Below are 24,010 nucleotides of genomic sequence, written 5' to 3'. Positions count from 1 at the left end.
GGGGCGGCGACACCCGGTACCGCGGGTGTCGAGGCTCAGACTGGTGGGAGAGGCTCGTGGCCGAGACGCAGACGGATGGGGAGCGCAGGCGCGTACTGATCGCCGAGGACGAGGCGCTCATCCGGCTGGACCTGGCCGAGATGCTGGTCGAAGAGGGCTACGAGGTGGTCGGCGAGGCCGGTGACGGCGAGACCGCCGTGAAGCTCGCCGAGGAGTTGAAGCCGGACCTGGTCATCCTCGACATCAAGATGCCGATCATGGACGGGCTGGCCGCGGCCGAGCGGATCGCCGGCGCCCGGATCGCCCCGGTGATCATCCTCACCGCGTTCAGCCAGCGGGACCTGGTGGAGCGGGCCCGGGCCGCCGGCGCGATGGCGTACCTGGTCAAGCCGTTCCAGAAGAGCGACCTGGTGCCGGCGGTGGAGATCGCCCTCTCCCGCTACTCCGAGATCGCCGCGCTCGAAGCGGAGGTGGCCGGCCTCACCGACCGGCTGGAGATCCGCAAGACCGTCGAACGCGCCAAGGGCGCGCTCATGACCACGTACGGGATGACCGAGCCGCAGGCGTTCAAGTGGATCCAGCGGACGGCGATGGACCACCGGATGACCATGAAGGAGGTCGCCGAGCGGATCCTCGCCGAGACCGCCGGCGGCGAGGTGGCCCAGCCGGCCTCCTGACGGCGCCGCTCGGCCGGTGGGCTGGGGCGGCGGGGATCGATAGACTTCGGCCCGTGGCGGCGCGGCGGCTGGTGGCGATGCTAGGTGTCGTCGGCGTGCTGCTCGCCGGTTGCGTACGGGCGAGGGCGCACGTCGAGCCCGGGCCGCTCAGCCCGCGGTGGCAACCGCTGGCGCTGCCGGTACCGCCGGGAACGCCCGGCCGGTTGGTGCTGCGCGACGTGGTGGCCTGCGCCGGGCGCTGGTTCGTGGTGGGCGGGGTGACCGATCCGGCGGGGGAGACCCGCCCGGCGGCGTGGGCCAGCGCGGACGGTTCCTCGTGGTCGTCCGTGCCGATCGCGTCATCGAGCTTCTACGGGGCGCGGCACGTGCTCTACGCGGCGGCCTGCCGGCAGGGTCGGCTGGGGGCGTTGGGTGCGCGGAACGGGGGCGTGCACGGCAATCCGCGTACGGGCACCTGGGCGCAGGACGCCGGCGGCACGCTGCGGGAGGCGGTGGCCCCGTTCGAGTTGTACGGGGGGCCCCGGGCGGTGAGCGTCTCCCGGCTGATCGCGGGGCCGGGCGGGTGGCTGGTGGTCGGATCCCGGGCCGACGGGGCGGCGGTGTGGACGTCACCGGACGGGGCGCGGTTCACGCTGCACGAGGGTGTGCCGGAGCTGGCCGGCGATGCTCGGGGCCGGACGGTCGGGTTGGACGCGGTGGCCGTACCGCCGGGGTGGCTGGTGGTGGGGGCGGTGCTGCCGCCGCGTGGGACGGCGGCGCTGCCGCTCGCCTGGGCCTCGATGGACGGACGGGCCTGGCGGCGGATGGAGTTGCCGGCGTCGGACGGGCGGAGCCAGGCGCAGCGGGTCGCTCTGGTGGGCGGCGCGGTGGTGGCGGTCGGTCCGGCGCGGGACGGGTTCGGGGTGTGGCGGGCGGCGGACGCCGGCGGCGGTGCGGAGCGGATCGGTGCCGCGGGCTGGCAACGGGTCGGCGGTTTCGGTGCGGCGGGTCCGGGGGTGTCGTCGGTGCACGGGCTCGTGCCGGCCGGCGGCGGCGGGTTGCTGGCGGTGACCGGCGACGGCAGTCGTCACGGTCTGTGGTTCTCGGTCGATTCGGGCGGTTCATGGCGGCCGATCGTGCTGCCGGTCGCGGTGCCCGATGGTGGGGACACCGCGGTGGCGGCGGCGTTCGACGAGGATCGACTGATGTTGATCGCCGATGACGGTGGAGAGTCTCGTGCCTGGTGGGCGGCGGTGCCGACCGTCGATCGGTAGCGGGTGAAGCGGCATTGGCTGCTTACCGATGAAACAAAGGTGAAAGTCCCTCGCGACCGACGGTTCTTACAGCGATCGCTTCCAATCCGCCACGGCGTGTAACGGTTCGGTCAACCCGCTCTCCTGGGACTTACGCCACAGCTCCCACGTGGGATAACGTCCCGGCCCAGACCGGCGACGACGGTCTGGTTCGTTCGCCCCCCGCAAGGGCCAATTGGCAGCGGGTGGTTGGGGCCATGCGACGGAGGAGGGTTCGGGCCTTGAGGCAGAAGCTCGCGCGCGTGATCGGTGGAGCTGCCATGCTGGCGCTCGTCGCCGGCGGCACCGCCTGCAGCAGCAGCGGTGGGGACAGCGCGTCCGGTGGTGACAAGTGTGGCAACAAGATCGCGTTCTTCGGTGCGCTGACCGGCAGCTCGGCGGCACTCGGCATCAACGAGAACAACGGCGTCAAGCTGGCCGTCGACAAGTACAACAAGGAGAATGCCGACTGCAAGGTCGAGCTGGTTCCGCTCGACTCGCAGGGCAGCCCGGACCAGGCCCCGGGCCTCGCGCAGAAGGCCATCGACGACCCGAAGATCCTCGGCATCGTCGGCCCGGCCTACTCCGGTGAGTCGGAGGCCGCCGACCCGCTGTTCTCCGAGGCGGGCCTGGTGCACATCACCGCGTCCGCGACCCGGCCCAGCCTGAGCCAGCAGGGCTGGAAGACCTTCTTCCGGGCGGTCGGCAACGACTTCAGCCAGGGCCCCGCGGCCGGTACCTACATCAAGGACGTGATCAAGGCCGACCGGGTCTACGTCATCGACGACCAGTCGGCGTACGGCGCGGGCCTGGCCGACGAGGTCAAGAAGGTGCTCGGCGGGGCCGTCGTCGGCTCGGACAAGGTCCAGGGCGAGGGCAAGCAGACCGAGTTCTCCGGCGTGGTCACCAAGGTCAAGGCCGCGAACGTCAAGGCGATCTTCTACGGCGGCTACTACCAGGAGGCCGGCCTGATCCGCAAGCAGCTCACCGCTGCCGGCGTCACCGCTCCGCTGGTCGCCGGTGACGGCGTCAACGACAAGGCGTACATCGACTCTGCCGGTGCGGCGGCCGCCGAGGGCACGATCCTCACCTGCCCGTGCCAGCCCGCCAGCGAGGCGCGCGGCACCTTCAAGGAGGAGTACAAGGCGCTCAACGGCACCGACCCGGGCACCTACAGCGACACCGCGTACGACGCGGCGAACATCCTGCTGGCCGGCATCAAGGCAGGCAAGACCGACCGCGCCGGCCTGCTGGACTTCGTGAAGAACTACAGCGGCGAGGGCGTGGCGGCCAACTACAAGTTCGTCGAGGGTGGCGAGCTGGACCCGGCGCAGGTGAAGGTCTGGGCCTTCAAGGTCCAGGGTGGTCAGGTCGTTCCGGACCAGGAGATCAAGAAGTCCTGACGCCGGTCGCTGCTACAGCGATTGAGTCGTGATCGCGGGTGCGGCCGGGAGCTCGCTCCCGGCCGCACCCCGTTTTTGTCGCCACACCTGATGGAGCGTCCCTCCCTTGAACTTCGACGGACTGTTCTCCAATTTCGGGGAACTCACCACGACCGGCCTGACACAGGGCGCCATCTACGCCCTGGTCGCGCTCGGCTACACGCTGGTCTACGGCGTGCTGAGACTCATCAACTTCGCCCACTCCGAGGTCTTCATCGCCGGCGCGTTCGCCGCACTGTGGACCTGGAACGGCTTCGGCCTCGACCAGAACTCACAGGTCAGCGGGGTCGGCTCGATCATGTTCTATCTGCTCGTGGCGGTGATCGCTGCGGCCATCGCCTCGGCGGGCACGGCGACCGTGATCGAGCGGGTGGCGTACCGCCCGTTGCGTAAGCGGAACGCTCCGCCGCTGGCCTTCCTCATCACGGCCATCGGCGCCTCGATCGCGATCTCGGAGGCGTTCGGCGTCTACACCCGCCGGCTCCCGCAGGGCGCGCCCGGGCTGGTCAACACCAAGCCGTTGTTCGAGATCGCCGGTGTGCCCATCGACGCGGTGCAGCTGCTCACCGTCGGTGCCGCGCTGGTGATGATGGTCGCGCTGGACCTGTTCATCAACCGCAGTCGGCTCGGCCGCGGCGTCCGGGCGGTGGCCCAGGACGCCAACACCGCCGCGCTGATGGGGGTGAACAAGGACCGCATCATCATGCTGGTCTTCATCGCGGGCGGGTCGATGGCCGGCGTGGCCGGCCTGCTCTACGACGTGAAGATCGGCACGCTGACCTACAGCGTCGGCTTCCTGCTGGGCCTCAAGGCGTTCACCGCCGCGGTGCTCGGTGGCATCGGCAACCTGCGCGGCGCGCTGGTCGGCGGCCTGATGCTGGGCGTGGTGGAGAACTACGCCTCGGGTCTGTTCGGCTCCCAGTGGAAGGACTTCGCGGCGTTCGCCGTGCTGGTGGTGCTGCTGATGTTCCGGCCGACGGGTCTGCTGGGCGAATCGCTGGGGAGGGCACGGGCATGACGACGACCGTTAAACCGCCGAACCCGGAGCAACGGGAAGCGGTAATGGACCGGCTGCGGCACGGCCGCGAGGCGGTCGCGCAGCGGTGGCGCGACGCGCCGCGGTGGGTGCGCTGGGCGGTGCTGGCGGCGGTCATCGTGTTCTTCTACGCGCTGCCGAACAAGGAGTTCTACCAGTACCTCGGGCCGATCCCGACCCCGGGCGCGAACTTCACCCAGGTGATGTTCACCGTCTCGATCTACGTGCTGATGGCCGTCGGGCTCAACATCGTGGTCGGCTTCGCCGGCCTGCTGGACCTCGGCTACTTCGGCTTCTTCGCCGTCGGCGCGTACACCGTGGCGGTACTGACCTCGCCGAGCAGCAACATCAAGACCCTCTGGCCGTGGCTGCTGGTGGTGCCGGTGGCGATCGCGCTGACCATGGTCTCGGGTGTCATGCTGGGCACGCCGACGCTGCGGCTGCGCGGCGACTACCTCGCGCTGGTGACGCTCGGCTTCGCCGAGATGATCCGGATCGCGGCGGTCAGCTCCGACTTCCTCAAGGGGCAGCGGGGCTTCAACCAGATCCCGCACCCGCCGGGCAAGTACACCGACGGCAAGCCGATCTTCGGCGTGCTCGACGCCAGGCCGTACTACTGGCTGGTGCTCACGCTGATCATCGTGGTGGTGATCGGGGTGCGGAACCTCACCCACAGCCGGGTGGGCCGGGCGTGGATCTCCATCCGGGAGGACGAGGACGCCGCCCAGCTGATGGGGGTGCCGACGTTCAAGTTCAAGCTCTGGGCGTTCGCGTCGGGCGCGGCGATCGCCGGCCTGGCCGGTGCGCTCTTCGCGGGCAAGCAGAACTTCGTCAACTCGCAGAACTTCGAGCTGCTGAACTCGATCATCATCCTGGCCGCGGTCATCTTCGGTGGCTCCGGCAACATCGTCGGCGCCATTGTGGGCGGCGGCCTGGTGGCGTACATGATCGAGCGGTTCCGCGGCATCGAGCTGTTCGGCCTGGAGCTCTACGAGTACCGGTTCCTCTTCTTCGGCCTGGTGCTCGTGGGGATGATGATCTTCCGGCCGCAGGGCCTCATCCCGAACCGACGACGGGCGGCGGAGTTCAAGGATCGTCGCAAGGAGGTGATCGTCGGTGAGTGACGTCGAGCAGACGCCGGCCGTCCCGGCGCAGGCCGCCGCACCCGCGGTGGAGGCGGTGTCCGCACGGGAGCCGCTGCTGGAGGTCGACAACGTCACGCTGCGCTTCGGCGGTGTGGTCGCGCTGAACCAGGTGGACTTCACCCTCTACAAGGGCGAGATTCTCGGTCTGATCGGCCCGAACGGCGCCGGCAAGACCACCTGTTTCAACGCGATGACCGGCATCTACCAGCCCACCGAGGGGCAGATCAGGTTCCGCGGCGAGAAGATCAGCGGCAAGAAGCGCCACCAGATCACCAAGATGGGTATGGCGCGGACGTTCCAGAACATCCGCCTCTTCCCCGAGATGACCGCGCTGGAGAACGTCCAGGTCGGTGCCGACGCGCACCACAAGACCAGCGTCGTCTCCGCGCTGCTCCGGCTGCCGCGGCACTGGCGGGAGGAGCGGGAGGGTCGCGAGAAGGCCGAGCGCCTGCTGGAGTTCGTCGGCATCCGCAAGCGGATGCACGAGTTCGCCCGCAACCTCTCCTACGGTGAGCAGCGGCGGCTGGAGATCGCCCGCGCGCTGGCCACCGAACCGGTGCTGCTCTGCCTGGACGAGCCGGCCGCCGGCTTCAACCCGGCGGAGAAGGAGGAACTGCTCCAGCTCATCCGGCAGATCCGGGACACCGGCGTGACCGTGCTGCTCATCGAGCACGACATGCGCCTGGTTATGGGGGTCACCGACCGGATCGTGGTGCTGGAGTTCGGAAAGAAGATCGCCGAGGGTCTGCCCGCCGAGGTGCGGGACGACCCGAGGGTGATCGCGGCGTACCTGGGGGTGCCGGACGATGCTGCTTGAGATCGACGATGTGAGCCTGCTGTACGGGCGGATCCAGGCGCTGCACGGCATCAGCCTCACCGTGGACGAGGGTGAGATCGTCGCCCTGATCGGCGCCAACGGGGCCGGCAAGTCGACCACGATGCGGGCCATCTCCGGGATCCGGCCGGTGGCCTCCGGGCGGATCCGGTTCAACGGCGAGGACATCACCAAGCTCCGGGCGGACCTGCGGGTGCGGCGCGGGCTGTGCCAGGCCCCGGAGGGGCGCGGCATCTTCCCGGGCATGACGGTGCTGGAGAACCTGGACATGGGGGCGTACACCCGGCGGGACCGGGCGGGCGTCGCGCAGGACCTCAACCGGGTGATGGAGCTCTTCCCCCGGCTGGCGGAGCGGCGCAAGCAGGCCGGGGGTACCCTTTCCGGCGGCGAGCAGCAGATGCTGGCCGTCGGGCGGGCGCTGATGAGCCGACCGAAGCTGCTGCTGCTCGACGAGCCCTCGATGGGTCTCGCGCCGATGTTGATCCAGCAGATCTTCAACATCATCACCGAGATCAACGAGCAGGGCACGACGATCCTGCTGGTGGAGCAGAACGCGCAGCAGGCGCTGGCCCGGGCGCACCGCGCGTACGTGTTGGAGACCGGACGGATCGTCAAGAGCGGCACCGGCGCCGAACTGCTGCACGACCCGTCGGTCAAAGAGGCATACCTCGGCGTGGCCTGATCGGCGACCCCCACAGAAGGAGTACAAGCATGTTCAACCCCTCTGGTGCTCGGCGGGCGGCGGTCGGGGCCGCCGGCGCGGCCGTGCTGCTGCTTTCGTTGGCCGCGTGCGGTGAGAAGGAGAATTCCGGTGAGCCGGGCGCCGGCCCCTCGGTGACCGCGGCGGCGGACTCCGCTCTCGCCGCCAAGGTGCCGGACGCGATCAAGGCGGACGGTGTGATCAAGGTGGGTACCGACTCCACGTACGCCCCGGCGGAGTTCCTCGACAACGACGGCAAGACCGTCATCGGCTTCGACGTGGAGCTGTTCAACGCGGTCGCCCAGAAGCTCGGCCTCAAGGCCGAGTACGAGTCCGCGCCGTTCGACTCGATCCTGCCCGGTGTCGACTCCGGCAAGTACGAGGTCGGCGTCTCGTCGTTCACCATCAACGCCGAGCGCCTGAAGAGTGTCAACATGGTCAGCTACTTCTCCGCCGGCACCCAGTGGGCGACCAAGAAGGGCAACCCGGGCGGCGTCGACCCGGACAACGCCTGCGGCAAGAAGATCGCCGTGCAGACCGGCACCGTGCAGGTCGACGACATCACCGCCCGGTCGAAGAAGTGCACCGACGCCGGCAAGCCGGCCATTACGGTCGACCAGTACCAGGCGCAGAGCGACGCTACGGCGGCCGTGGTCAGCGGCAAGGACGAGGCCATGCTGGCCGACTCGCCGGTGGGCGCGTACGCGGTGAAGCAGAGCAACGGCCAGCTGGAGCTGCTCGGTGACATCTACGAGTCGGCCCCGTACGGCTACGCGGTGAAGAAGGACCAGCAGGCCTTCGCCGAGGTGCTCAAGGAGGCCGTCCAGGCGGTCATCACCGACGGCAGCTACAAGACCGCGCTGGAGAAGTGGGGCGTCGAGGGCGGCGCCGTCACCAGCTCCGAACTGAACCCCGCCAGCTGACCATGTCGGTCGAGACGGAAACACCCGAACGGGCACGGCCGGAACCCATCCAGGCCGTGCCCGTGCGGCATCCCGGCCGCTGGGTCGCCGTCCTGGTGATCGGGGTGCTGGTCGCCATGTTCGTCCACCTGCTGGTGACGAACAAGGCGTTCAACTGGTCGTTCATGGTCGACAACATGTTCCGGCCGCCGATCATCGACGGGCTCAAGGGCACCATCGCGCTGACCATCCTGGCCATGCTGATCGGCATCGGCCTGGGCATCGTCGTGGCCATCATGCGGCTGTCGGCGAACCCGATCCTGCGCGGCGTCTCCTGGGTCTATACCTGGTTCTTCCGGGCGGTGCCCCGGCTGGTGCTGGCCATCCTCTTCGGCAACCTGGGCATCCTCTGGTCCCGGGTGGAGTTCGGCCTGCCCTTCGACCGGCAGATCGGTGCCCTGTTCGGGATCCAGGACTTCGAGGCGCGCCTGTTCGGCTTCACCGCGGTGGACATCCTCACCGGCTTCGTCGCCGGCATGCTGGCGCTCGGCCTCTCCGAGGCCGCCTACATGGCGGAGATCGTCCGGGCCGGCATCCAGTCGGTGGACGAGGGGCAGACCGAGGCGGCGCAGGCGCTCGGGCTGAGCCGCACTCAGATCCTGCGCCGGATCGTGCTGCCGCAGGCCATGCGGGTGATCATCCCGCCGACCGGCAACGAGACCATCGCGATGCTCAAGGACACCTCGCTGGTGGCCTTCGTGCCGGTCAGCACCGAGTTGTACTTCCAGCTCAAGGCGGTCGGCAACCGGACGTTCCAGGTCTTCCCGATGTACGTCGCGGCGTGCCTGTGGTACCTGGTGCTGACCAGCGTGCTGCTCGTCGGGCAGTACTACCTGGAGCGGCACTACGGGCGCGGCTTCGGCCGGACCGCCGACGCGCGCAACCGGCTGCAGGGCTTCGGCGTCTGGGGCCGTAGCAGCGGAGGGGCAGGGGGCGCATGAGCGAGCGCCAGCGAGCGAATCATCGACGCAGTGCCGCGGTGTCTCATGGCGGCACGGAGCGTAGCGGAGTGCCGGTATGAGCGAGCTGATCGTTTCCGCCCAGGCCGGGGTGCCTACAGCGGAGTCGGGCCCGATGGTCCGGGCCGAGCAGGTGCACAAGTCGTTCGGGCCCCTCGAAGTGCTCAAGGGCATCGACCTGGAGGTCCGCGCCGGGGAGGTGTGCTGCCTGCTCGGGCCCTCCGGCTCCGGCAAGTCGACCTTCCTGCGCTGCATCAACCACCTGGAGAAGATCAACGCCGGCCGCATCTGGGTGGACGGCGACCTGATCGGCTACCGGGAGCGCGGCGGGAAGCTGCACGAGCTGCGGGACAAGGAGGTGGCCGCGCAGCGCCGAGCCGTCGGCATGGTGTTCCAGCGGTTCAACCTGTTCCCGCACATGACCGTGCTGCAGAACGTCGTCGAGGCGCCGGTGCTGCTGCGCCGGGCCAAGAAGGCGGAGGCCCGGGACCGGGCGGCGCAGCTGCTGGACCGGGTCGGGCTGGGGGACAAGCTCGGGGCGTACCCGGGTCAGCTCTCCGGCGGGCAGCAGCAGCGGGTGGCGATCGCCCGGGCGCTCGCCATGCAGCCGAAGCTGATGCTCTTCGACGAGCCGACCAGCGCGCTGGACCCGGAGCTGGTCGGTGAGGTCCTGGACGTGATGAAGGACCTGGCCCGCGACGGCATGACGATGATCGTGGTGACCCACGAGATCGGCTTCGCCCGGGAGGTCGGCGACTCGCTGGTATTCATGGACGGCGGCGTGGTGGTCGAGCAGGGCAACCCGCGCGAGGTGATCGCCGCCCCGAAGCACGAACGGACGAAGGCGTTCCTGGCCAAGGTCCTCTGATCGTCGGGTCCGGTGCGGCACGTGCCGCACCGGACCCGACAGATCGGACATCGCCGCCGATGCCCGGCGGATCGCGGCCGTTCGGGCCGCGCCGCGGGTCGGGCTTGTCGGCGGTACGGACTAGAGTCGCTGCCGTGACAGCTACGACGCCGCGCCTGCTCCTCGTCGACGGACACTCCCTGGCATACCGGGCCTTCTTCGCCCTGCCGGTGGAGAACTTCTCCACCACCACGGGGCAGCCGACCAACGCCGTCTACGGCTTCACCTCGATGCTGATCAACGTGCTCCGCGACGAGCAGCCCACCCACATCGTGGTCGCCTTCGACGTCTCCCGCCGTTCCTTCCGCACGGAGAAATACGCCGAGTACAAGGCCGGCCGCAGCGAGACCCCGACCGACTTCAAGGGGCAGGTCAGCCTGGTCAAGGAGGTGCTGGCCGCGCTGCGTATCCCGGTGGTGGAGAAGGAGGGGTACGAGGCGGACGACGTCATCGCCACCCTCGCCTGCCAGGCCCGGGACCAGGGCATGGAGGTGCTGATCACCACTGGCGACCGGGACGCGTTCCAGCTGGTCGGCGACCAGATCACCGTGCTCTACCCGCGCAAGGGCGTCTCCGACCTGGCCCGGATGGACCCGGCCGCGGTCGAGGCGAAGTACGGCGTCGGCCCGGACCGCTACCGTGACCTGGCCGCCCTGGTCGGCGAGAGCAGCGACAACCTGCCCGGCATCCCGGGCGTCGGCCCGAAGACCGCCGCCAAGTGGATCAACACGTACGGTGGGGTCGACGGCGTGGTGGCCCGGGCCGACGAGATCAAGGGCAAGGCCGGCGACAGCCTGCGCGAGCGGCTCGCCGACGTGATCCGCAACTACGAGATCAACTGCCTGGTCGCCGACCTGGAGCTGCCGGTGCGCCCGGAGGACGCCCGCTGGCAGGGCTGGGACCGGGAGGCCGTGCACCAGGTCTTCGACACCCTCCAGTTCCGCATCCTGCGCGACCGGCTGTACCAGTACCTGGAGGCCGTCGAGCCGGAGGCCGAGGCGGGCTTCGAGCTGGCCGGGCAGCTGCTCACCGAGCCGGGCGCCCTCGCCGGCTGGCTGGAGACGCACGCCCTGGCCGGCAGCCCGGTGGGCCTCGCGGTCAAGCTCGACACCGGACCGAACCGGCGGCACACCGCGTCGGTGACCGGGATGGCCCTGGCCACCAACGGCGGCGCCGCCGCGTGGTTCGACCCGGCCACGCTCGACCCGGCCGACGAGACGGCCCTCGCGAGCTGGCTGGCCGACGCCGCCCGCCCCAAGGTGCTGCACGACAGCAAGCCGGCCGTGCTCGCCTTCGCCGCGCACGGCTGGGACCTGGGGGGCATCTCCCGCGATACCCAGATCGCCGCCTACCTGGCCCGCCCCGACCAGCGCTCCTACGACCTGACCGACCTGGCGCTGCGTTACCTGCACCGGGAGCTGCGGGTCGACGCGCCGGAGACCGGCCAGCTCACCCTGGAAGGGCTGGGGAACGACGGCGAGGCCGAGCAGAACCTCATGCTCCAGGCCCGGGCCACCCTCGACCTGGCTGACGCGATCGACGCCGAGCTGTCCCGCGACGGCGAGCAGTCGGCCCGGCTGATGGCCGGCGTGGAGCTGCCGCTCATGCGGGTGCTCGCCACCATGGAGCGCACCGGCATCGCCGCCGACACCGAATACCTGTCCGAGCTGGAGGCACACTTCGCCGCCGAGGTGAAGGCCGCCGCGCAGGGCGCGTACGCGGAGATCGGGCGGGAGTTCAACCTTGGCTCGCCCAAGCAGCTCCAGGAGATCCTCTTCGGCGAGCTGGGCCTGCCCAAGACCAAGAAGATCAAGACCGGTTACACCACCGACGCGGACGCCCTCCAGTGGCTCTACGCCCAGCAGCCGCACCCGGTGCTGGCGCACCTGCTGCGCCACCGGGACGTCGCCAAGCTCAAGTCGACCGTCGACGGGCTGCTCAAGTCCGTCTCCGACGACGGCCGGATCCACACCACGTTCAACCAGACCGTGGCGGCCACCGGGCGGCTCTCCTCGACCGAGCCCAACCTGCAGAACATTCCGATCCGCACGGAGGAGGGGCGGCGGATCCGGCGGGCCTTCGTCGTCGGTCAGGGCTACGAGTGCCTGCTCACCGCCGACTACAGCCAGATCGAGATGCGGATCATGGCGCACCTGTCGTCGGACGACGCGCTGATCGAGGCGTTCAACTCCGGGCACGACTTCCACGCGGCCACCGCCTCCTCGGTCTTCGGCGTCCCGGTGGACCAGGTCACCGCCGACCAGCGGCGCAAGATCAAGGCGATGAACTACGGCCTGGCGTACGGGCTGAGCGCGTTCGGCCTCTCCCAGCAGCTCGGGATCACCGCCGAGGAGGCGCGCGGGCTGATGGAGAACTACTTCGCCGGCTTCGGCGGGGTTCGCGACTACCTCCAAGAGGTGGTGGCCCGGGCCCGGCAGGACGGCTACACCTCCACCATCCTGGGGCGCCGCCGCTACCTGCCCGACCTGGTCAGCGACAACCGGCAGCGCCGGGAGATGGCCGAGCGGATGGCGCTCAACGCCCCGATCCAGGGCTCGGCGGCCGACATCATCAAGGTCGCCATGCTGCACGTCGACACCGCGCTGCGCGAGGCCGGGCTGCGCTCCAGGATGCTGCTCCAGGTGCACGACGAGCTGGTCTTCGAGGTCGCCTCCGGCGAGCGGGCCACCCTGGAGGCCCTGGTCCGCAAGGAGATGGGCGAGGCGTACCCGCTCTCGGTGCCGCTGGAGGTCTCCGTCGGCGAGGGCCGCGACTGGAACAGCGCCGACCACTGACCGTCGCCCGCCCCGCCCGGGGACCCAGGGGCGGGGTAGGGGTGGTCCGCGGGTCAGCGGCCCGGCCCGCGGCGCGCCTTCGGCGGGGCGCCGTGCCGCTGCAGGGCCTTTCGGGACGGACCGCCCGGCGGGGGCAGCGGGGCCTTGACCGGGTCGTGACCCCAGTTCATCAGGGAGTACCGCCACCGGGTCGCGCGGACGTCGCCGCTCGGTCGCTGCGCCATGTGCCGCCGGACGTATCCGACCACCTTGCGCATGTGCCGGTAGTCGCTCTCGGAGAGCTCGTCGCGCCTGCGGCGCAGCAGCTCGACGATCTTCCGGCCGGACTCGTGGCCGACCGACTCACCGCCGCTGCTCTTCTTCCGCCAGCCGACATGCTTCGACTGGTCCGTCTCCAGCCACTTCTGGAGCTCGCCGGGCTTCATGTTCACCGCCTCGGTGAACTCCCGATAGGTGTCCCGCCCATCCTCACTTCGACTCACGGCGGAGCGCCTCCGGTCGGTGCGCGACATCCCGGCCCGAGTGGTCGTTGCGGATCCGGTACTGCGGGTCCTCCGGCGAGGCGTTCACGGGGTGCCCGCGGACGTGCGTCCGGTCGACCAGCTTCTCTTTCACCACGCCGTACGCTCGGCCGCTGTGGGCGGCCCAGGAGACGTGGTCGCCTTCGCGGAACTCCTTCTCGGCCATGCCCTCCGGGTACCCGGGGCCGCCGGGCGGAAACGACGGCTACCCGTCGGTCGGCTTCTCCGCGACGAAGATCGCGGTGCCGGGGAAGAGCCGGCCGCGCAGCGGACTCCACTGCCCCCAGATCCCCTCGTGCCCCTCCGGCCACTCCGGCTCCACCAGGTCCAGCAGGCGGAACCCGGCGCCGACCAGCTCCCGGATCCGGTCGCCGAGGGTGCGGTGCTGCTCGACGTACGTGGCCACCCCGTGCTCGTCCTGCTCGACGTACGGGGAGCGGTCGAAGTAGGAATGCACGGCGGCCAGTCCGCCCGGACCGGGGTCGTCGAGGAAGATCCACCGCATCGGGTGGGTGACCGAGAAGACCCAGCGACCGCCGGGTCGCAGCACCCGGGACACCTCCCGCATCACCGCCGCCGAGTCGGCCACGAACGGGATCGCGCCGAACGCCGTGCAGACCGTGTCGAAGGCGGCGTCGGCGAACGGCAGGGCGAGCGCGTCGGCCTGCACCAGCGGTACGCGTACCCCGGTGCGCGCGGCGGCCTGCGTGGCGTGCCGCAACATGCCCGCGGAGAGGTCCAGGGCGACCGGCCGGGCCCCCTGGGTGGCCAGCCAGCGGGCGGCGGCGGCCGCCCCGCAGCCGAGTTCGAGGATCCGCCGCCCGGCCACCTCGCCGAGCAGCCGGGCGTCGGCCTCGCGCAGCCCCTCGGGGCACCAGACGAAGTCCACGTCGCCGAGGAACGCGCCGTGCTCGGCCTGGTACTCGTCGGCGTCGGCGTCCCACCAGCCGCGGTTGGCCCGGCGAACCTCCGCGGCGCCCACCCGGCGCCGGGTCACCCTGTCCTCGTTCATCCGAGTCACGCTAGCCTCAACCCGCGGGGGCCGCCGTCATGGGTCGGGTGGGGCTGATGTGACGGATGAGACAGCTACTGGACCTTACCGCGCGAAATCTCCGCTTTCGCAGCTGACGAGGTCGTCAGGACCAGGGAGGGCTTGCACGCTGTGGTAATGCAGCGGGTAGGCTAGAGGATGCGCTCGCGGATCGTGTGCCTCGGCAGGGAGCAGGTGTGCGGTCACCGGAGCCACTAATGATCTTCTTACGGTGATCGTTAGGTGTGCCCGGTGACGGATCCGCTGGCGCGGACGAGTCACCGCGACGCCACGCCTGCTGTGACAACCCATCCGACCGGAGCAACCGCCCACATGACGAGCAGCATCGAGGCCCCCTCGAGCGCCAACAAGGTCACTCACGACGATCTCGGTTCCGAGGAGGCTTTCCTCGCCGCGATCGACGAGACCATCAAGTACTTCAACGACGGCGACATTGTCGAAGGCACCGTCGTCAAGGTCGATCGGGACGAGGTCCTGCTCGACATCGGCTACAAGACCGAGGGCGTCATTCCCTCGCGCGAGTTGTCGATCAAGCACGACGTGGACCCGGCCGAGGTGGTTTCGGTCGGCGACCACATCGAGGCCCTTGTTCTCCAGAAGGAGGACAAGGAGGGGCGTCTGATCCTCTCGAAGAAGCGGGCGCAGTACGAGCGGGCCTGGGGCACGATCGAGAAGATCAAGGACGAGGACGGCGTCGTCCGCGGCTCGGTCATCGAGGTCGTCAAGGGTGGTCTCATCCTCGACATCGGTCTGCGCGGCTTCCTGCCCGCCTCGCTCGTCGAGATGCGGCGGGTGCGCGACCTGCAGCCGTACGTCGGCCGTGAGCTCGAGGCCAAGATCATCGAGCTGGACAAGAACCGCAACAACGTGGTTCTGTCCCGCCGGGCCTGGCTGGAGCAGACGCAGTCCGAGGTGCGCACCGAGTTCCTCAACAAGCTGCAGAAGGGCCAGGTCCGCAAGGGCGTCGTCTCCTCGATCGTCAACTTCGGCGCGTTCGTCGACCTGGGCGGCGTGGACGGTCTGGTGCACGTCTCCGAGCTGTCCTGGAAGCACATCGACCACCCGTCCGAGGTCGTCGAGGTCGGCCAGGAGGTCGAGGTCGAGGTCCTGGACGTCGACCTGGACCGCGAGCGGGTCTCGCTGTCGCTGAAGGCGACCCAGGAGGACCCGTGGCGTCAGTTCGCCCGTACCCACGCGATCCAGCAGATCGTGCCGGGTAAGGTCACCAAGCTGGTGCCGTTCGGCGCGTTCGTCCGGGTGGACGACGGCATCGAGGGCCTGGTCCACATCTCCGAGCTGGCCGAGCGCCACGTGGAGATCCCGGAGCAGGTCGTCCAGGTCGGCTCCGAGGTCATGGTCAAGGTCATCGACATCGACCTGGAGCGTCGCCGGATCTCGCTGTCGCTCAAGCAGGCCAACGAGGGCTTCGTCGAGGGCGAGGAGCACTTCGACCCGACCCTCTACGGCATGGCCGCGACCTACGACGAGCAGGGCAACTACATCTACCCGGAGGGCTTCGACCCGGAGACGGGCGAGTGGCTCGAGGGCTACGACAAGCAGCGCGAGACCTGGGAGAACCAGTACGCCGAGGCGCGCCAGCGCTGGGAGGCCCACACCAAGCAGGTGCAGACCTCCCGGGCCGCCGACGCCGAGGCTGCCGCCAACCCGGCTCCGGCTGCGGCCGGCGGCACCACCACCTCGACCACGGCCCCGAGCCGTCAGGCCGAGGAGCCGGCCGGCACCCTGGCCACCGACGAGGCGCTCGCCGCGCTGCGGGAGAAGCTCGCCGGCGGCAAGTGACCCTCCTGCGACGACACCTCCAGGTCGGCGCGTCTGACGCCATGTCGATCTGGAGTCGTCGCTGACGACGACGGGCCCCGTCCCCGCGATCCGGTCTCACCAGGCCGCCGGGGGCGGGGCCCTCGCGTGTCTCTGCCCGACCCCGTCGTCGGCCGGCCCCGCCGGGTGGGCTTGATCGACTCGGTGTGGTGTTGCCTTTCCGCCGACCGGACCCCCCGCCATCCCGCATCCCCGCGCGGCCCGTCGAGGTTGGCGGCCGGTTTGGCACCGGCCCAGTGATCGGGTTGACTGGGCGGGTGCTGATGGTGGGGTTGACCGGTGGTATCGGGTCCGGCAAGAGCGCGGTGGCCAGCCGGCTGGCCGTCCTCGGCGCGGTGATCATCGACGCCGATCAGGTCGCCCGCGACGTGGTCGCCCCGGGCACCGAGGGACTGGCCGAGGTCGTCGCCACCTTCTCCGACCGGGTGCTCGACGCGCAGGGCGCGCTCGACCGGGCGGCCCTGGGCGCCGTCGTCTTCGCCGACGCGGCGGCCCGCCGCCGGCTGGAGGCGATCACCCATCCCCGGGTACGCGCGCGTACCGCCGAACTGGCCGCCGCCGCGCCTCCGGACGCGGTCGTGGTCAACGACGTACCGCTGCTGGTGGAGGTGGGGCTCGCGCCGACGTACCACCTGGTGGTCGTGGTGCAGACGGCGGTGGCCACCCGGCTGGCGCGGCTGACGCACGACCGGGGCATGGACCGCGCGGAGGCCGAGCGGCGGATCGCCGCGCAGGCCGACGACGCCCGCCGGCAGGCGGCGGCCGACGTGGTGCTGACCAACGACGGCCCGTTGGACGAGCTGCACGCGGCGGTGGACGCGCTCTGGCATGAGCGGCTGGTGCCCTACGAGCGCAACGTCCGCGAACGCCACGCGGTCCGGCCGGACCAGGTGGTGCTCACCGGACCGGACCCGGCCTGGCCCCAGCAGTACGCCCGACTGGCCGCCCGGATCCGGCGCGCGGCCGGGGCCGACATTCGCGTGGACCACATCGGCTCCACCGCGGTGCCCGGGCTGGCCGCCAAGGACGTCATCGACATCCAGCTCACCGTCTCGTCGCTGGCGGAGGCGGACGGGCCGCTCGCCGAGCGGCTCGCCGACGCCGGGTTCCCCCGGCTGCCCGGCGACTGGTGGGACAACCCCCGCCCACCGGGCAGTGCCCGGTGGGAGAAGCGGCTGCACGGCAGCGCCGACCCGGGCCGCCCGGTCTACCTGCACCTGCGGGTGGCCGGCTCGCCCGGCTGGCGGTACGCGCTGCTGATGCGGGACCACCTGCGCGCCGACCCGGGCCAGCGGGCCGCCTACCTCCAGCTGAAGCGGGAGTTGGCCGCGTCGGCCCCGGACAGCGCCACGTACGGGACGTTGAAGGACCCCTGGTTCGACGAGGAGCACCTGCGGGCCGAGGCGTGGGCCGCGCAGACCGGCTGGCGGCCCTGACCGGGCTCAGCGTGCGGTCGGTCCGGGCGCGGCCACGGGCAGCGCCGGCACCCTGCTGGGGGTGAGGTCGAGCTGGGCCCAGACGCCCCGCCCGGTCCGCAGCTCCAACCGGCGCGGCAGACCGCTCCGGTCGATCCACCAGCGCAGCGCGGTCGCGCCGGATCGCACCTCGATGACGTCCACCGCGCGGTCGGCCACCCGGTCGTCCCGGACCCGGACCGTCGTCCCCGCCGGCCCGGGGCCGCTGCCGGCCCGCAGCGCCGCGTCCAGCAGCCGGTCCAGGTCGTCCTCGGGCGGCTGGTCGGCCGGCCAGGTCACCCCGGTCGGCGGCGGTAGCGGCGGCGCGGCCGGGAGCTCCGTCGCCGCGCCGCCGCCCGGGACCTCCGCCCGGGCCACCTGCCCGGACCGCCACCGCAGGAGGGTCCGGCGTCCCGGGGTGTCGACTTCGACCAGCGCCAGGTACGCGGCGGACTGCGCCCAGCTCAGCCAGCCGGCGGCCCGCAGGTTGGCGGTCGGGCCGAGCGGGGCGGTCAGGGTCAGCGTGGCGCCTCCGCTCGCCCGCAGCCGGTCGGGCAGCCGGACCAGGCGGTCATTCTCGCCGTCGGCGAGCGCGCGGGGCAGGCCCGGTCGGCCGCCGAGCGCGTCCACCGGGCGGAGCGTGGGGCGGTCGCTACGGGCCAACTCGACGGTGATCGGGGTGTCGTCCGGCAGCCGCCCCTCCAGCCGGTGCAACCGCGCGTCACGGTCCAGCCAGAGACGCGGCCGCCAGCTCGGCCCGTCGCCGGTCGCCGGCCCGCGGGCGTCTCCTCCGGCGCCGCTGCTCGCGCCAGCGGCGGTCGGTACGGCGGTGGTCGGGGTCGGGGTCGGGGCCGTCGGCAGGGATGCCTGGAGGATGTCGACCGGGCTGCCCTCGACGGTGTCCTGGCCCAGCCAGCGGGCCTCCGTGGAGATGGGGTCGGTCCGGTTCGCGCTCAGCCCGAGGAGCAGGTCCCGGACGGCGGCCACGGCACGCCCGGCGGGCGGCTCCCGCAGCCGCCAGCGGTCGGCCGGGGGCACCAACGGGGGCGGGGCGGGGCTGGGCGCCGCAGCCGGATCGGGATCGGGCCGGACCACCAGCGCCGACCGGTTGGCCTGGACCAGCCCGCGTTCGGTGCCGGCACCCGGTCCGCCGACGTCCAGGTAGACCAGCGGCCGGGCCCAGTCGACCCAGCCGACGAACTCGGTGCGCGCGTTGCCCGTCCCGACCGAGCCCCGCACGCCGGCACGGACGTCGCGCTGGTTGGTGACCCGCATCGCCGCCAGCAGCTCGGCCTCCGGCGCGGTGAGCGGCCGGGCCGGGTCGGCCGGCTCGGGCGACCAGCTCAGCAGCCCGGCGACCAGCGCCGCCGCCGAGGCCGCCGCGGTGACGCCGAGCGCGACCAGCACCGCTCGGCGCCGGGCCGACCGCTCCGGCGGGTCGTCGGTACCGTCCGTATCGGTGTCGGGCGGTGGTCCGGCCTCCTTGCCCGGCGGCAGCGGACCCGTGGCGGCTGCCGGGTCGGCCCGCCGACGGCGGAGCGGGAGGGCCAGGAGCCGGTCACCGGCCGCCAAGCGGGCGCGACGGTGGCGGCGGCCCGGTTCGCGTGGCACGGCGGTCGGCGCCGGTCCCCCGTCCGGGCCGGTGCTGGCTGGCTCGCCGCGGGTGCCGGGGGTGGGAGTGGTGCGGCGTGGGGCCCTGCCTGCGGTGCCCGGTGGCGGCGGGTCGGTGCCGGGCCGGCCGGCGGTGCGTGGGGGCGTTGTGCCGGCGCCGGGCTGGTCGATCGCGCGGGGCACCGGCGGGTCGGCACCGGGCGGGTCGGCACCGGGCTGGTCGGCGGTGCGGGCGAGCGGTGCGCCGACGCCCTGCCGGTCGGCTGCGTGCGGGCGTCGCGGGTCGAGGTGGGGCTGGCCGGTCGACTGCGGGGGAGGAGTGCCGGTTCCGGGCTGGTCGGCGGCGCGCGCGGTCCGGGTGCCGGGGGTCGGTTCGTCGGCGCCGTCGGTGGTCGGCTTCTCGGGACCGTCGGCGGGCGGGTGGCGGCGGGTGTCGTCGGCGGGGGGCGGGCTGGCGTCGGGCGACGGAGCGGGCCGGGACCGGCGGCCGGGGGAGGTCTCCACGAGTGGACAACGCGGCTGTCGGGATCGGGTGACGAGCAGGGGCGCTCGCGGCGGCCGGTCAGCGCCTCCAGCGCGACCACCTGGGTGCGCACGCCGGTCGTCCCGGGTGCTGCGACCCTGTGCCGGGGGCGGCCGCGCCCTTGACGGGCGGCCACCGGGCCCGGTCGGCCGCCGCGAGCGGCCTACGGTACGAGGGTAGTCGGGTGTGCTGGGGCACACAATGGGAATATCGAAGCCAATCACGGACGGTCCGTGGTCGGCCCGAAGTGTCGGACCGCGGGCGTACCGTTGGGGTCATGGCGCTCGACATTCCCCGGCTCGACGGCCGCTTCCAGGTCGTGAGCGAGTTCCAGCCGGCCGGCGACCAGCCGGCAGCCATCGACGAGCTTGAGCGTCGCGTGCGGCGTGGCGACCGTAACACGGTGCTGCTCGGCGCGACCGGCACCGGCAAGAGCGCCACCACGGCGTGGCTGGTCGAGCGGCTGCAGCGGCCGACCCTGGTGCTCGCCCCCAACAAGACCCTCGCCGCCCAGCTCGCCAAGGAGTTCAGCGAGCTGCTCCCGCACAACGCGGTGGAATACTTCGTCTCCTACTACGACTACTACCAGCCCGAGGCGTACATCCCGCAGACCGACACCTACATCGAGAAGGACTCCTCGATCAACGAGGAGGTCGAGCGGTTGCGCCACTCGGCGACCATGTCGCTGCTCACCCGCCGGGACGTCATCGTGGTGGCGACCGTCTCGGCGATCTACGGTCTGGGCACCCCGGAGGAATACCTGGACCGCGCGGTCCGGGCGGCCGTCGGCCAGGAGCTGGACCGTGACCAGTTGCTGCGCCGGCTGGTCGACATCCAGTACACCCGCAACGACATGGCGTTCCAGCGGGGCACCTTCCGGGTCCGCGGGGACACGCTGGAGATCATCCCGGCCTACGAGGAACTGGCCGTCCGGATCGAGCTGTTCGGCGACGAGATCGAGAAGCTCTACTACCTCAACCCGCTCACGGGGGACGTGGTTCGCGAGGTCGACCAGTTGATGATCTTTCCGGCCACGCACTACGCGGCAGGGCCGGAGCGGATGGAGCGGGCGATCCGCGACATCGAGACCGAGCTGGGCGAGCGGCTGGCCGAGCTGGAGCGGCAGGGCAAGCTGCTGGAGGCGCAGCGGCTGCGGATGCGCACCACCTACGACATCGAGATGATGCGGCAGGTCGGCTTCTGCTCCGGCATCGAGAACTACTCCATGCACATCGACGGCCGGTTGCCCGGCAGCCCGCCGCACTGCCTGCTCGACTACTTCCCCGACGACTTCCTCACCGTGGTGGACGAGTCGCACGTGACCATCCCGCAGATCGGCGGCATGTACGAGGGCGACGCCTCCCGCAAGCGGATGCTGATCGACCACGGCTTCCGGCTGCCCAGCGCGGCAGACAACCGGCCGCTGCGCTTCGACGAATACCTGGAGCGGGTCGGCCAGATGGTGTTCCTCTCCGCCACCCCGGGCCCGTGGGAGTTGGAGCAGGCGCAGGGCGAGTTCGTCGAGCAGGTGATCCGCCCTACCGGCCTGATCGACCCCGAGGTGGTGGTGAAGCCCACCAAGGGGCAGATCGACGACCTGATGCACGAGATCAAGCTGCGGACCGAGCGGGACGAGCGGGTCCTGGTCACCACCCTGACCAAGAAGATGGCCGAGGACCTGTCGGACTATCTCCTGGAGAACGGCATCCGGGTGCGCTACCTGCACTCGGAGGTCGACACGCTGCGCCGGGTGGAGCTGCTGCGCGAGCTGCGCAAGGGCGAGTACGACGTGCTGGTCGGCATCAACCTGCTCCGGGAGGGCCTCGACCTGCCCGAGGTGTCCCTGGTGGCGATCCTCGACGCCGACAAGGAGGGCTTCCTGCGCAGCGGCCGGTCGCTCATCCAGACCATCGGCCGGGCGGCGCGTAACGTGTCCGGCCAGGTCCACATGTACGCCGACAAGATCACTCCGTCGATGGCGGACGCGATCGAGGAGACCGACCGGCGCCGGGCCAAGCAGATCGCGCACAACGAGGCGCACGGGATCAGCCCCGAGCCGCTGCGCAAGAAGATCCACGACATCCTCGACGACATCTACCGCGAGGCGGAGGACACCGAGAACACCCGCGTCGGCGGGGCGGTCCGGCAACTGTCCCGGGGCAAGGCCCCGGTCAAGGAGACCCGTAGCCGCGGCCGGGGCGGTGCCGCCACCCCGTCCCGGGAGGGCATGGCCCGGGCTGACCTGGCCAACCTCATCCAGGAGCTCAACGACCAGATGCTCGCCGCCGCGCGGGAGTTGCAGTTCGAGCTGGCGGCCCGGATCCGGGACGAGGTGGCCGACCTCAAGAAGGAACTGCGCGGGATGGACGCGGCCGGCGTGAAGTGAGCGGGCCGGGCGGCGGTGGACGTGCGCCCGGGACGGACTCCGGGCCGGTTGCACTGCGCGAGTGAGGTATTGCCGTGAGTGACGGCAATGCGTACTCTCCCACGGTGGGGAGGCTGGTATGCGGCTGTCAGCAAGTCCTGTCGTCCGGCGGGTGCGCCTCGGCGCGGAGCTGCGCCGGCTGCGTCGCCGGGAGGCGCTCACCCTGGAGCAGGTCTGTGTCCGGCTCGGGTGGGCGTCCACCTCGAAGCTGTCCCGCATCGAGCTGGGCCAGAGCCGGCCGGACCTGGCCGATGTGCTCGACCTGCTCGACGCCTACCAGGTGCCTGCCGACCAGCGCAACGAGCTGATCGTCATCGCCCGGGACGCCGCCACCGGGCGGGGTCTGTCGAAGGCCCTGGGCGAGATGGGCGAGCGGCAGCGGGCGTACGCCGAACTGGAGGCGGGTGCCGCCCGCATCGTGGAGTACCAGCCGGCCCTCGTGCCCGGGCTGCTGCAGACCCCGGCGTACGCCCGCCTGCGGGTGAGCGCCGGGGCGCTGCTCGGCGACGACGTGGACGTGGAGTCCGACGTACGGGGCCGGACGGTGCGCCAGGAGGTGCTGCGCCGCCCGGATCCGCCGCACTACACGGCGCTGGTCGACGAGCGGGTCTGCGAGCCGGGTGGCACGCCGGCCGACGTCTGGCGGGACCAGTTGCGGCACCTGATCGCCCTCGCCGAGTGGCCGCACATCACCATCCGGGTGGTGCCGAGCGACGCCGCCCCGGAAGGCGGCGTCCGCCCGCTGACTGCCTTCTCCTACTACGCGTACCCTGACCCGGCCGACCCCCGCACGGTACTGGTGGAGACCCTCACCACCGACCTGCGGCTGGTCGGCGAGGCGGACATCGCCCGCTACGAGCGGCTGGTCGACCGGCTGCTGGCGGCGGCGCTGCCCGAGGAGGAGACGGTCGAGCTGCTGGCCCGGCGGCTCGGCCCGGTGCACGTGCCGCGGCCCCGCGAGCCCCGCGACGCCTCGGTCCCCGAACTGCACTGAAGGCGGCGCCCCAGCGCCGGAAGTTGATCAATCGGGCTCGGCTGGCTGGAGCGAAGCCCGCGCCGCCACCGGGCCCGGCGCCCCCGATGCCCGTCGGGACCGGTGGCTGGCGCGTTGCCCGCAGGCTATGCGAGGGGTGTGACAGGTCCGGCCGGCACGTCCACGAAGTGCTCGACCAGCGGCGGGTTCGCGAAGTGCGGACCGATCAGCGCCCGCCACTGCGGGAACCGCTCGCTCTGCCGGAAGTTGACGTCGTGCGCCTCGACCGAGTCCCACTCCACCAGCAGCACGAACCGGGACGGCGACTCCACGCCCCGGGTCATCCGCACCGAGCGGCAGCCCTCAGTGCCGCTGAGGAGGGGGTACGCCTGTGCGTAGGCGGCGGCGAAGGCGTCCTCTTGCCCGGGTGTCACGTCGATCAGCGCGACCTCAAGAACCATGCCCGAAGCCTCGCACGCCGGCCGCCGACCCGTCCGCCCCGGGGCTGGTCCGGCCGCCACACCATCGGCCGGGCGCCTCCCGACAGTCGGCTCCATCTCGCCGACCTGGCGGTGTTACATCGCCGGGATGCCGCCGTATCGCCGGCCCTGCTGCCGACCACGGGGCGGTTCACCTAGCTCCTCTTAGGAAGCCCTGGCGGAGGAGATCCACCTCGCGGCGTGACCTAATTCTCTCATCAATCCGGGCGCCCGGAGATGCGCCGAGCCGCCTTGATGGTGAACAATGGCGCCCGAGGAGGGGAGTATTCCCCCGCAATGGAGTCGTCAGCACGGAAGAGCGCCGGCCCCCCGGTGGCACGACCCGGCTCTGTTGGTCAGCGACCCGGCACCCCCGGTCGGTGGCGGAAGAGACCTCCGACAGTC

General features: G+C 71.5%; 20 protein-coding genes. 15 read left to right on the top strand and 5 right to left on the bottom strand.

The genetic code is table 11. From position 1 onward, the window contains the following. The first annotated feature begins 56 nt into the window (after positions 1-56). The 11 genes from A6A27_RS07620 to polA all read left to right on the top strand — a co-directional run bounded on the left by A6A27_RS07620 (position 57) and on the right by polA (position 12,729). Positions 57-677, top strand: a complete 621-nt coding sequence (locus tag A6A27_RS07620; protein WP_073833838.1) for an ANTAR domain-containing response regulator — start codon at positions 57-59, stop codon at positions 675-677. A gap of 53 nt (positions 678-730) precedes the next feature. Further along, positions 731-1,930, top strand: a complete 1,200-nt coding sequence (locus tag A6A27_RS07615) for a hypothetical protein (RefSeq protein WP_143193930.1) — start codon at positions 731-733, stop codon at positions 1,928-1,930. Between the two features lie 260 nt (positions 1,931-2,190). Further along, a complete protein-coding gene (locus tag A6A27_RS07610) occupies positions 2,191-3,351 on the top strand; it encodes a branched-chain amino acid ABC transporter substrate-binding protein (protein WP_073833837.1) in 1,161 nt (386 codons plus the stop codon). Positions 3,352-3,457: 106 nt separating this feature from the next. Next, the gene (locus A6A27_RS07605; RefSeq protein ID WP_073833836.1) at positions 3,458-4,408 is read left to right on the top strand and encodes a branched-chain amino acid ABC transporter permease; all 951 of its coding nucleotides are present in this window, start codon (positions 3,458-3,460) and stop codon (positions 4,406-4,408) included. Beyond that, entirely contained in the window at positions 4,405-5,550 is a 1,146-nt protein-coding gene (locus A6A27_RS07600; RefSeq protein ID WP_073833835.1) for a branched-chain amino acid ABC transporter permease, read from the top strand. Before A6A27_RS07605 ends, A6A27_RS07600 begins: the two co-directional genes overlap by 4 nt. After that, positions 5,543-6,388, top strand: coding sequence for an ABC transporter ATP-binding protein (locus A6A27_RS07595; RefSeq protein ID WP_073833834.1), 846 nt, complete (start codon positions 5,543-5,545; stop codon positions 6,386-6,388). Before A6A27_RS07600 ends, A6A27_RS07595 begins: the two co-directional genes overlap by 8 nt. After that, positions 6,378-7,088 (top strand): ABC transporter ATP-binding protein, encoded by a 711-nt coding sequence (locus A6A27_RS07590; protein WP_073833833.1) that lies wholly within the window; start codon positions 6,378-6,380, stop codon positions 7,086-7,088. The genes A6A27_RS07595 and A6A27_RS07590 overlap by 11 nt, the downstream gene beginning before the upstream one ends. 29 nt (positions 7,089-7,117) lie before the next feature. After that, positions 7,118-8,029, top strand: a complete 912-nt coding sequence (locus A6A27_RS07585) for an ABC transporter substrate-binding protein (protein ID WP_073833832.1) — start codon at positions 7,118-7,120, stop codon at positions 8,027-8,029. Positions 8,030-8,031: 2 nt separating this feature from the next. Continuing rightward, positions 8,032-9,009: an amino acid ABC transporter permease gene (locus tag A6A27_RS07580; RefSeq protein ID WP_073833831.1), complete on the top strand. Its 978-nt coding sequence runs from the start codon at positions 8,032-8,034 to the stop codon at positions 9,007-9,009. 76 nt (positions 9,010-9,085) lie between these two features. Then, positions 9,086-9,895 carry an amino acid ABC transporter ATP-binding protein gene (locus tag A6A27_RS07575; RefSeq protein WP_073833830.1) on the top strand — a complete coding sequence of 270 codons (810 nt, stop codon included), beginning with the start codon at positions 9,086-9,088 and terminating at the stop codon, positions 9,893-9,895. A gap of 134 nt (positions 9,896-10,029) precedes the next feature. Further along, positions 10,030-12,729, top strand: coding sequence for a DNA polymerase I (gene polA, locus A6A27_RS07570; protein ID WP_073833829.1), 2,700 nt, complete (start codon positions 10,030-10,032; stop codon positions 12,727-12,729). Between the two features lie 53 nt (positions 12,730-12,782). On the opposite strand, the gene A6A27_RS07565 is transcribed toward polA, so the two are convergent. From A6A27_RS07565 to A6A27_RS07555, 3 genes are read right to left on the bottom strand one after another with little or no spacing between them, the layout of a single operon-like run. Continuing rightward, a complete protein-coding gene (locus tag A6A27_RS07565) occupies positions 12,783-13,211 on the bottom strand; it encodes a DUF3140 domain-containing protein (protein WP_073833828.1) in 429 nt (142 codons plus the stop codon). After that, positions 13,198-13,416: a DUF2945 domain-containing protein gene (locus tag A6A27_RS07560; protein WP_073833827.1), complete on the bottom strand. Its 219-nt coding sequence runs from the start codon at positions 13,414-13,416 to the stop codon at positions 13,198-13,200. The genes A6A27_RS07565 and A6A27_RS07560 overlap by 14 nt, the downstream gene beginning before the upstream one ends. Before the next feature lie 39 nt (positions 13,417-13,455). Beyond that, positions 13,456-14,262 carry a class I SAM-dependent methyltransferase gene (locus tag A6A27_RS07555; RefSeq protein WP_073833826.1) on the bottom strand — a complete coding sequence of 269 codons (807 nt, stop codon included), beginning with the start codon at positions 14,260-14,262 and terminating at the stop codon, positions 13,456-13,458. Positions 14,263-14,613: 351 nt separating this feature from the next. On the opposite strand from A6A27_RS07555, the gene rpsA reads away from it, so the two are divergent. Then, entirely contained in the window at positions 14,614-16,101 is a 1,488-nt protein-coding gene (gene rpsA / locus A6A27_RS07550; protein WP_073833825.1) for a 30S ribosomal protein S1, read from the top strand. 296 nt (positions 16,102-16,397) lie between these two features. Beyond that, positions 16,398-17,576: a dephospho-CoA kinase gene (gene coaE / locus A6A27_RS07545; protein ID WP_073833824.1), complete on the top strand. Its 1,179-nt coding sequence runs from the start codon at positions 16,398-16,400 to the stop codon at positions 17,574-17,576. Between the two features lie 6 nt (positions 17,577-17,582). Here the strand turns inward: coaE and A6A27_RS07540 are convergent, their stop codons facing one another. Continuing rightward, positions 17,583-19,709, bottom strand: coding sequence for a hypothetical protein (locus A6A27_RS07540; protein ID WP_158073962.1), 2,127 nt, complete (start codon positions 19,707-19,709; stop codon positions 17,583-17,585). A 296-nt stretch (positions 19,710-20,005) separates the two neighbouring features. Between A6A27_RS07540 and uvrB the strand changes: the two genes are divergently transcribed. Together uvrB and A6A27_RS07530 are read left to right on the top strand one after the other, a co-directional pair. Then, entirely contained in the window at positions 20,006-22,114 is a 2,109-nt protein-coding gene (gene uvrB, locus A6A27_RS07535; protein ID WP_073833823.1) for an excinuclease ABC subunit UvrB, read from the top strand. Positions 22,115-22,232: 118 nt separating this feature from the next. Further along, positions 22,233-23,147 carry a DUF5753 domain-containing protein gene (locus A6A27_RS07530; RefSeq protein ID WP_073833822.1) on the top strand — a complete coding sequence of 305 codons (915 nt, stop codon included), beginning with the start codon at positions 22,233-22,235 and terminating at the stop codon, positions 23,145-23,147. Positions 23,148-23,272: 125 nt separating this feature from the next. Here A6A27_RS07530 and A6A27_RS07525 read toward each other — a convergent pair whose 3' ends face one another. Further along, positions 23,273-23,587: an antibiotic biosynthesis monooxygenase family protein gene (locus A6A27_RS07525; RefSeq protein ID WP_073833821.1), complete on the bottom strand. Its 315-nt coding sequence runs from the start codon at positions 23,585-23,587 to the stop codon at positions 23,273-23,275. Between the last annotated feature and the right edge of the window lie 423 nt (positions 23,588-24,010).

Origin of the sequence: Micromonospora sp. CB01531, assembly GCF_001905095.1 — a bacterium.
Lineage (GTDB): Bacteria > Actinomycetota > Actinomycetes > Mycobacteriales > Micromonosporaceae > Micromonospora.
Note: the sequence above shows the minus strand (reverse complement) of the source record. Positions and strands in the feature narration are given on the sequence as shown.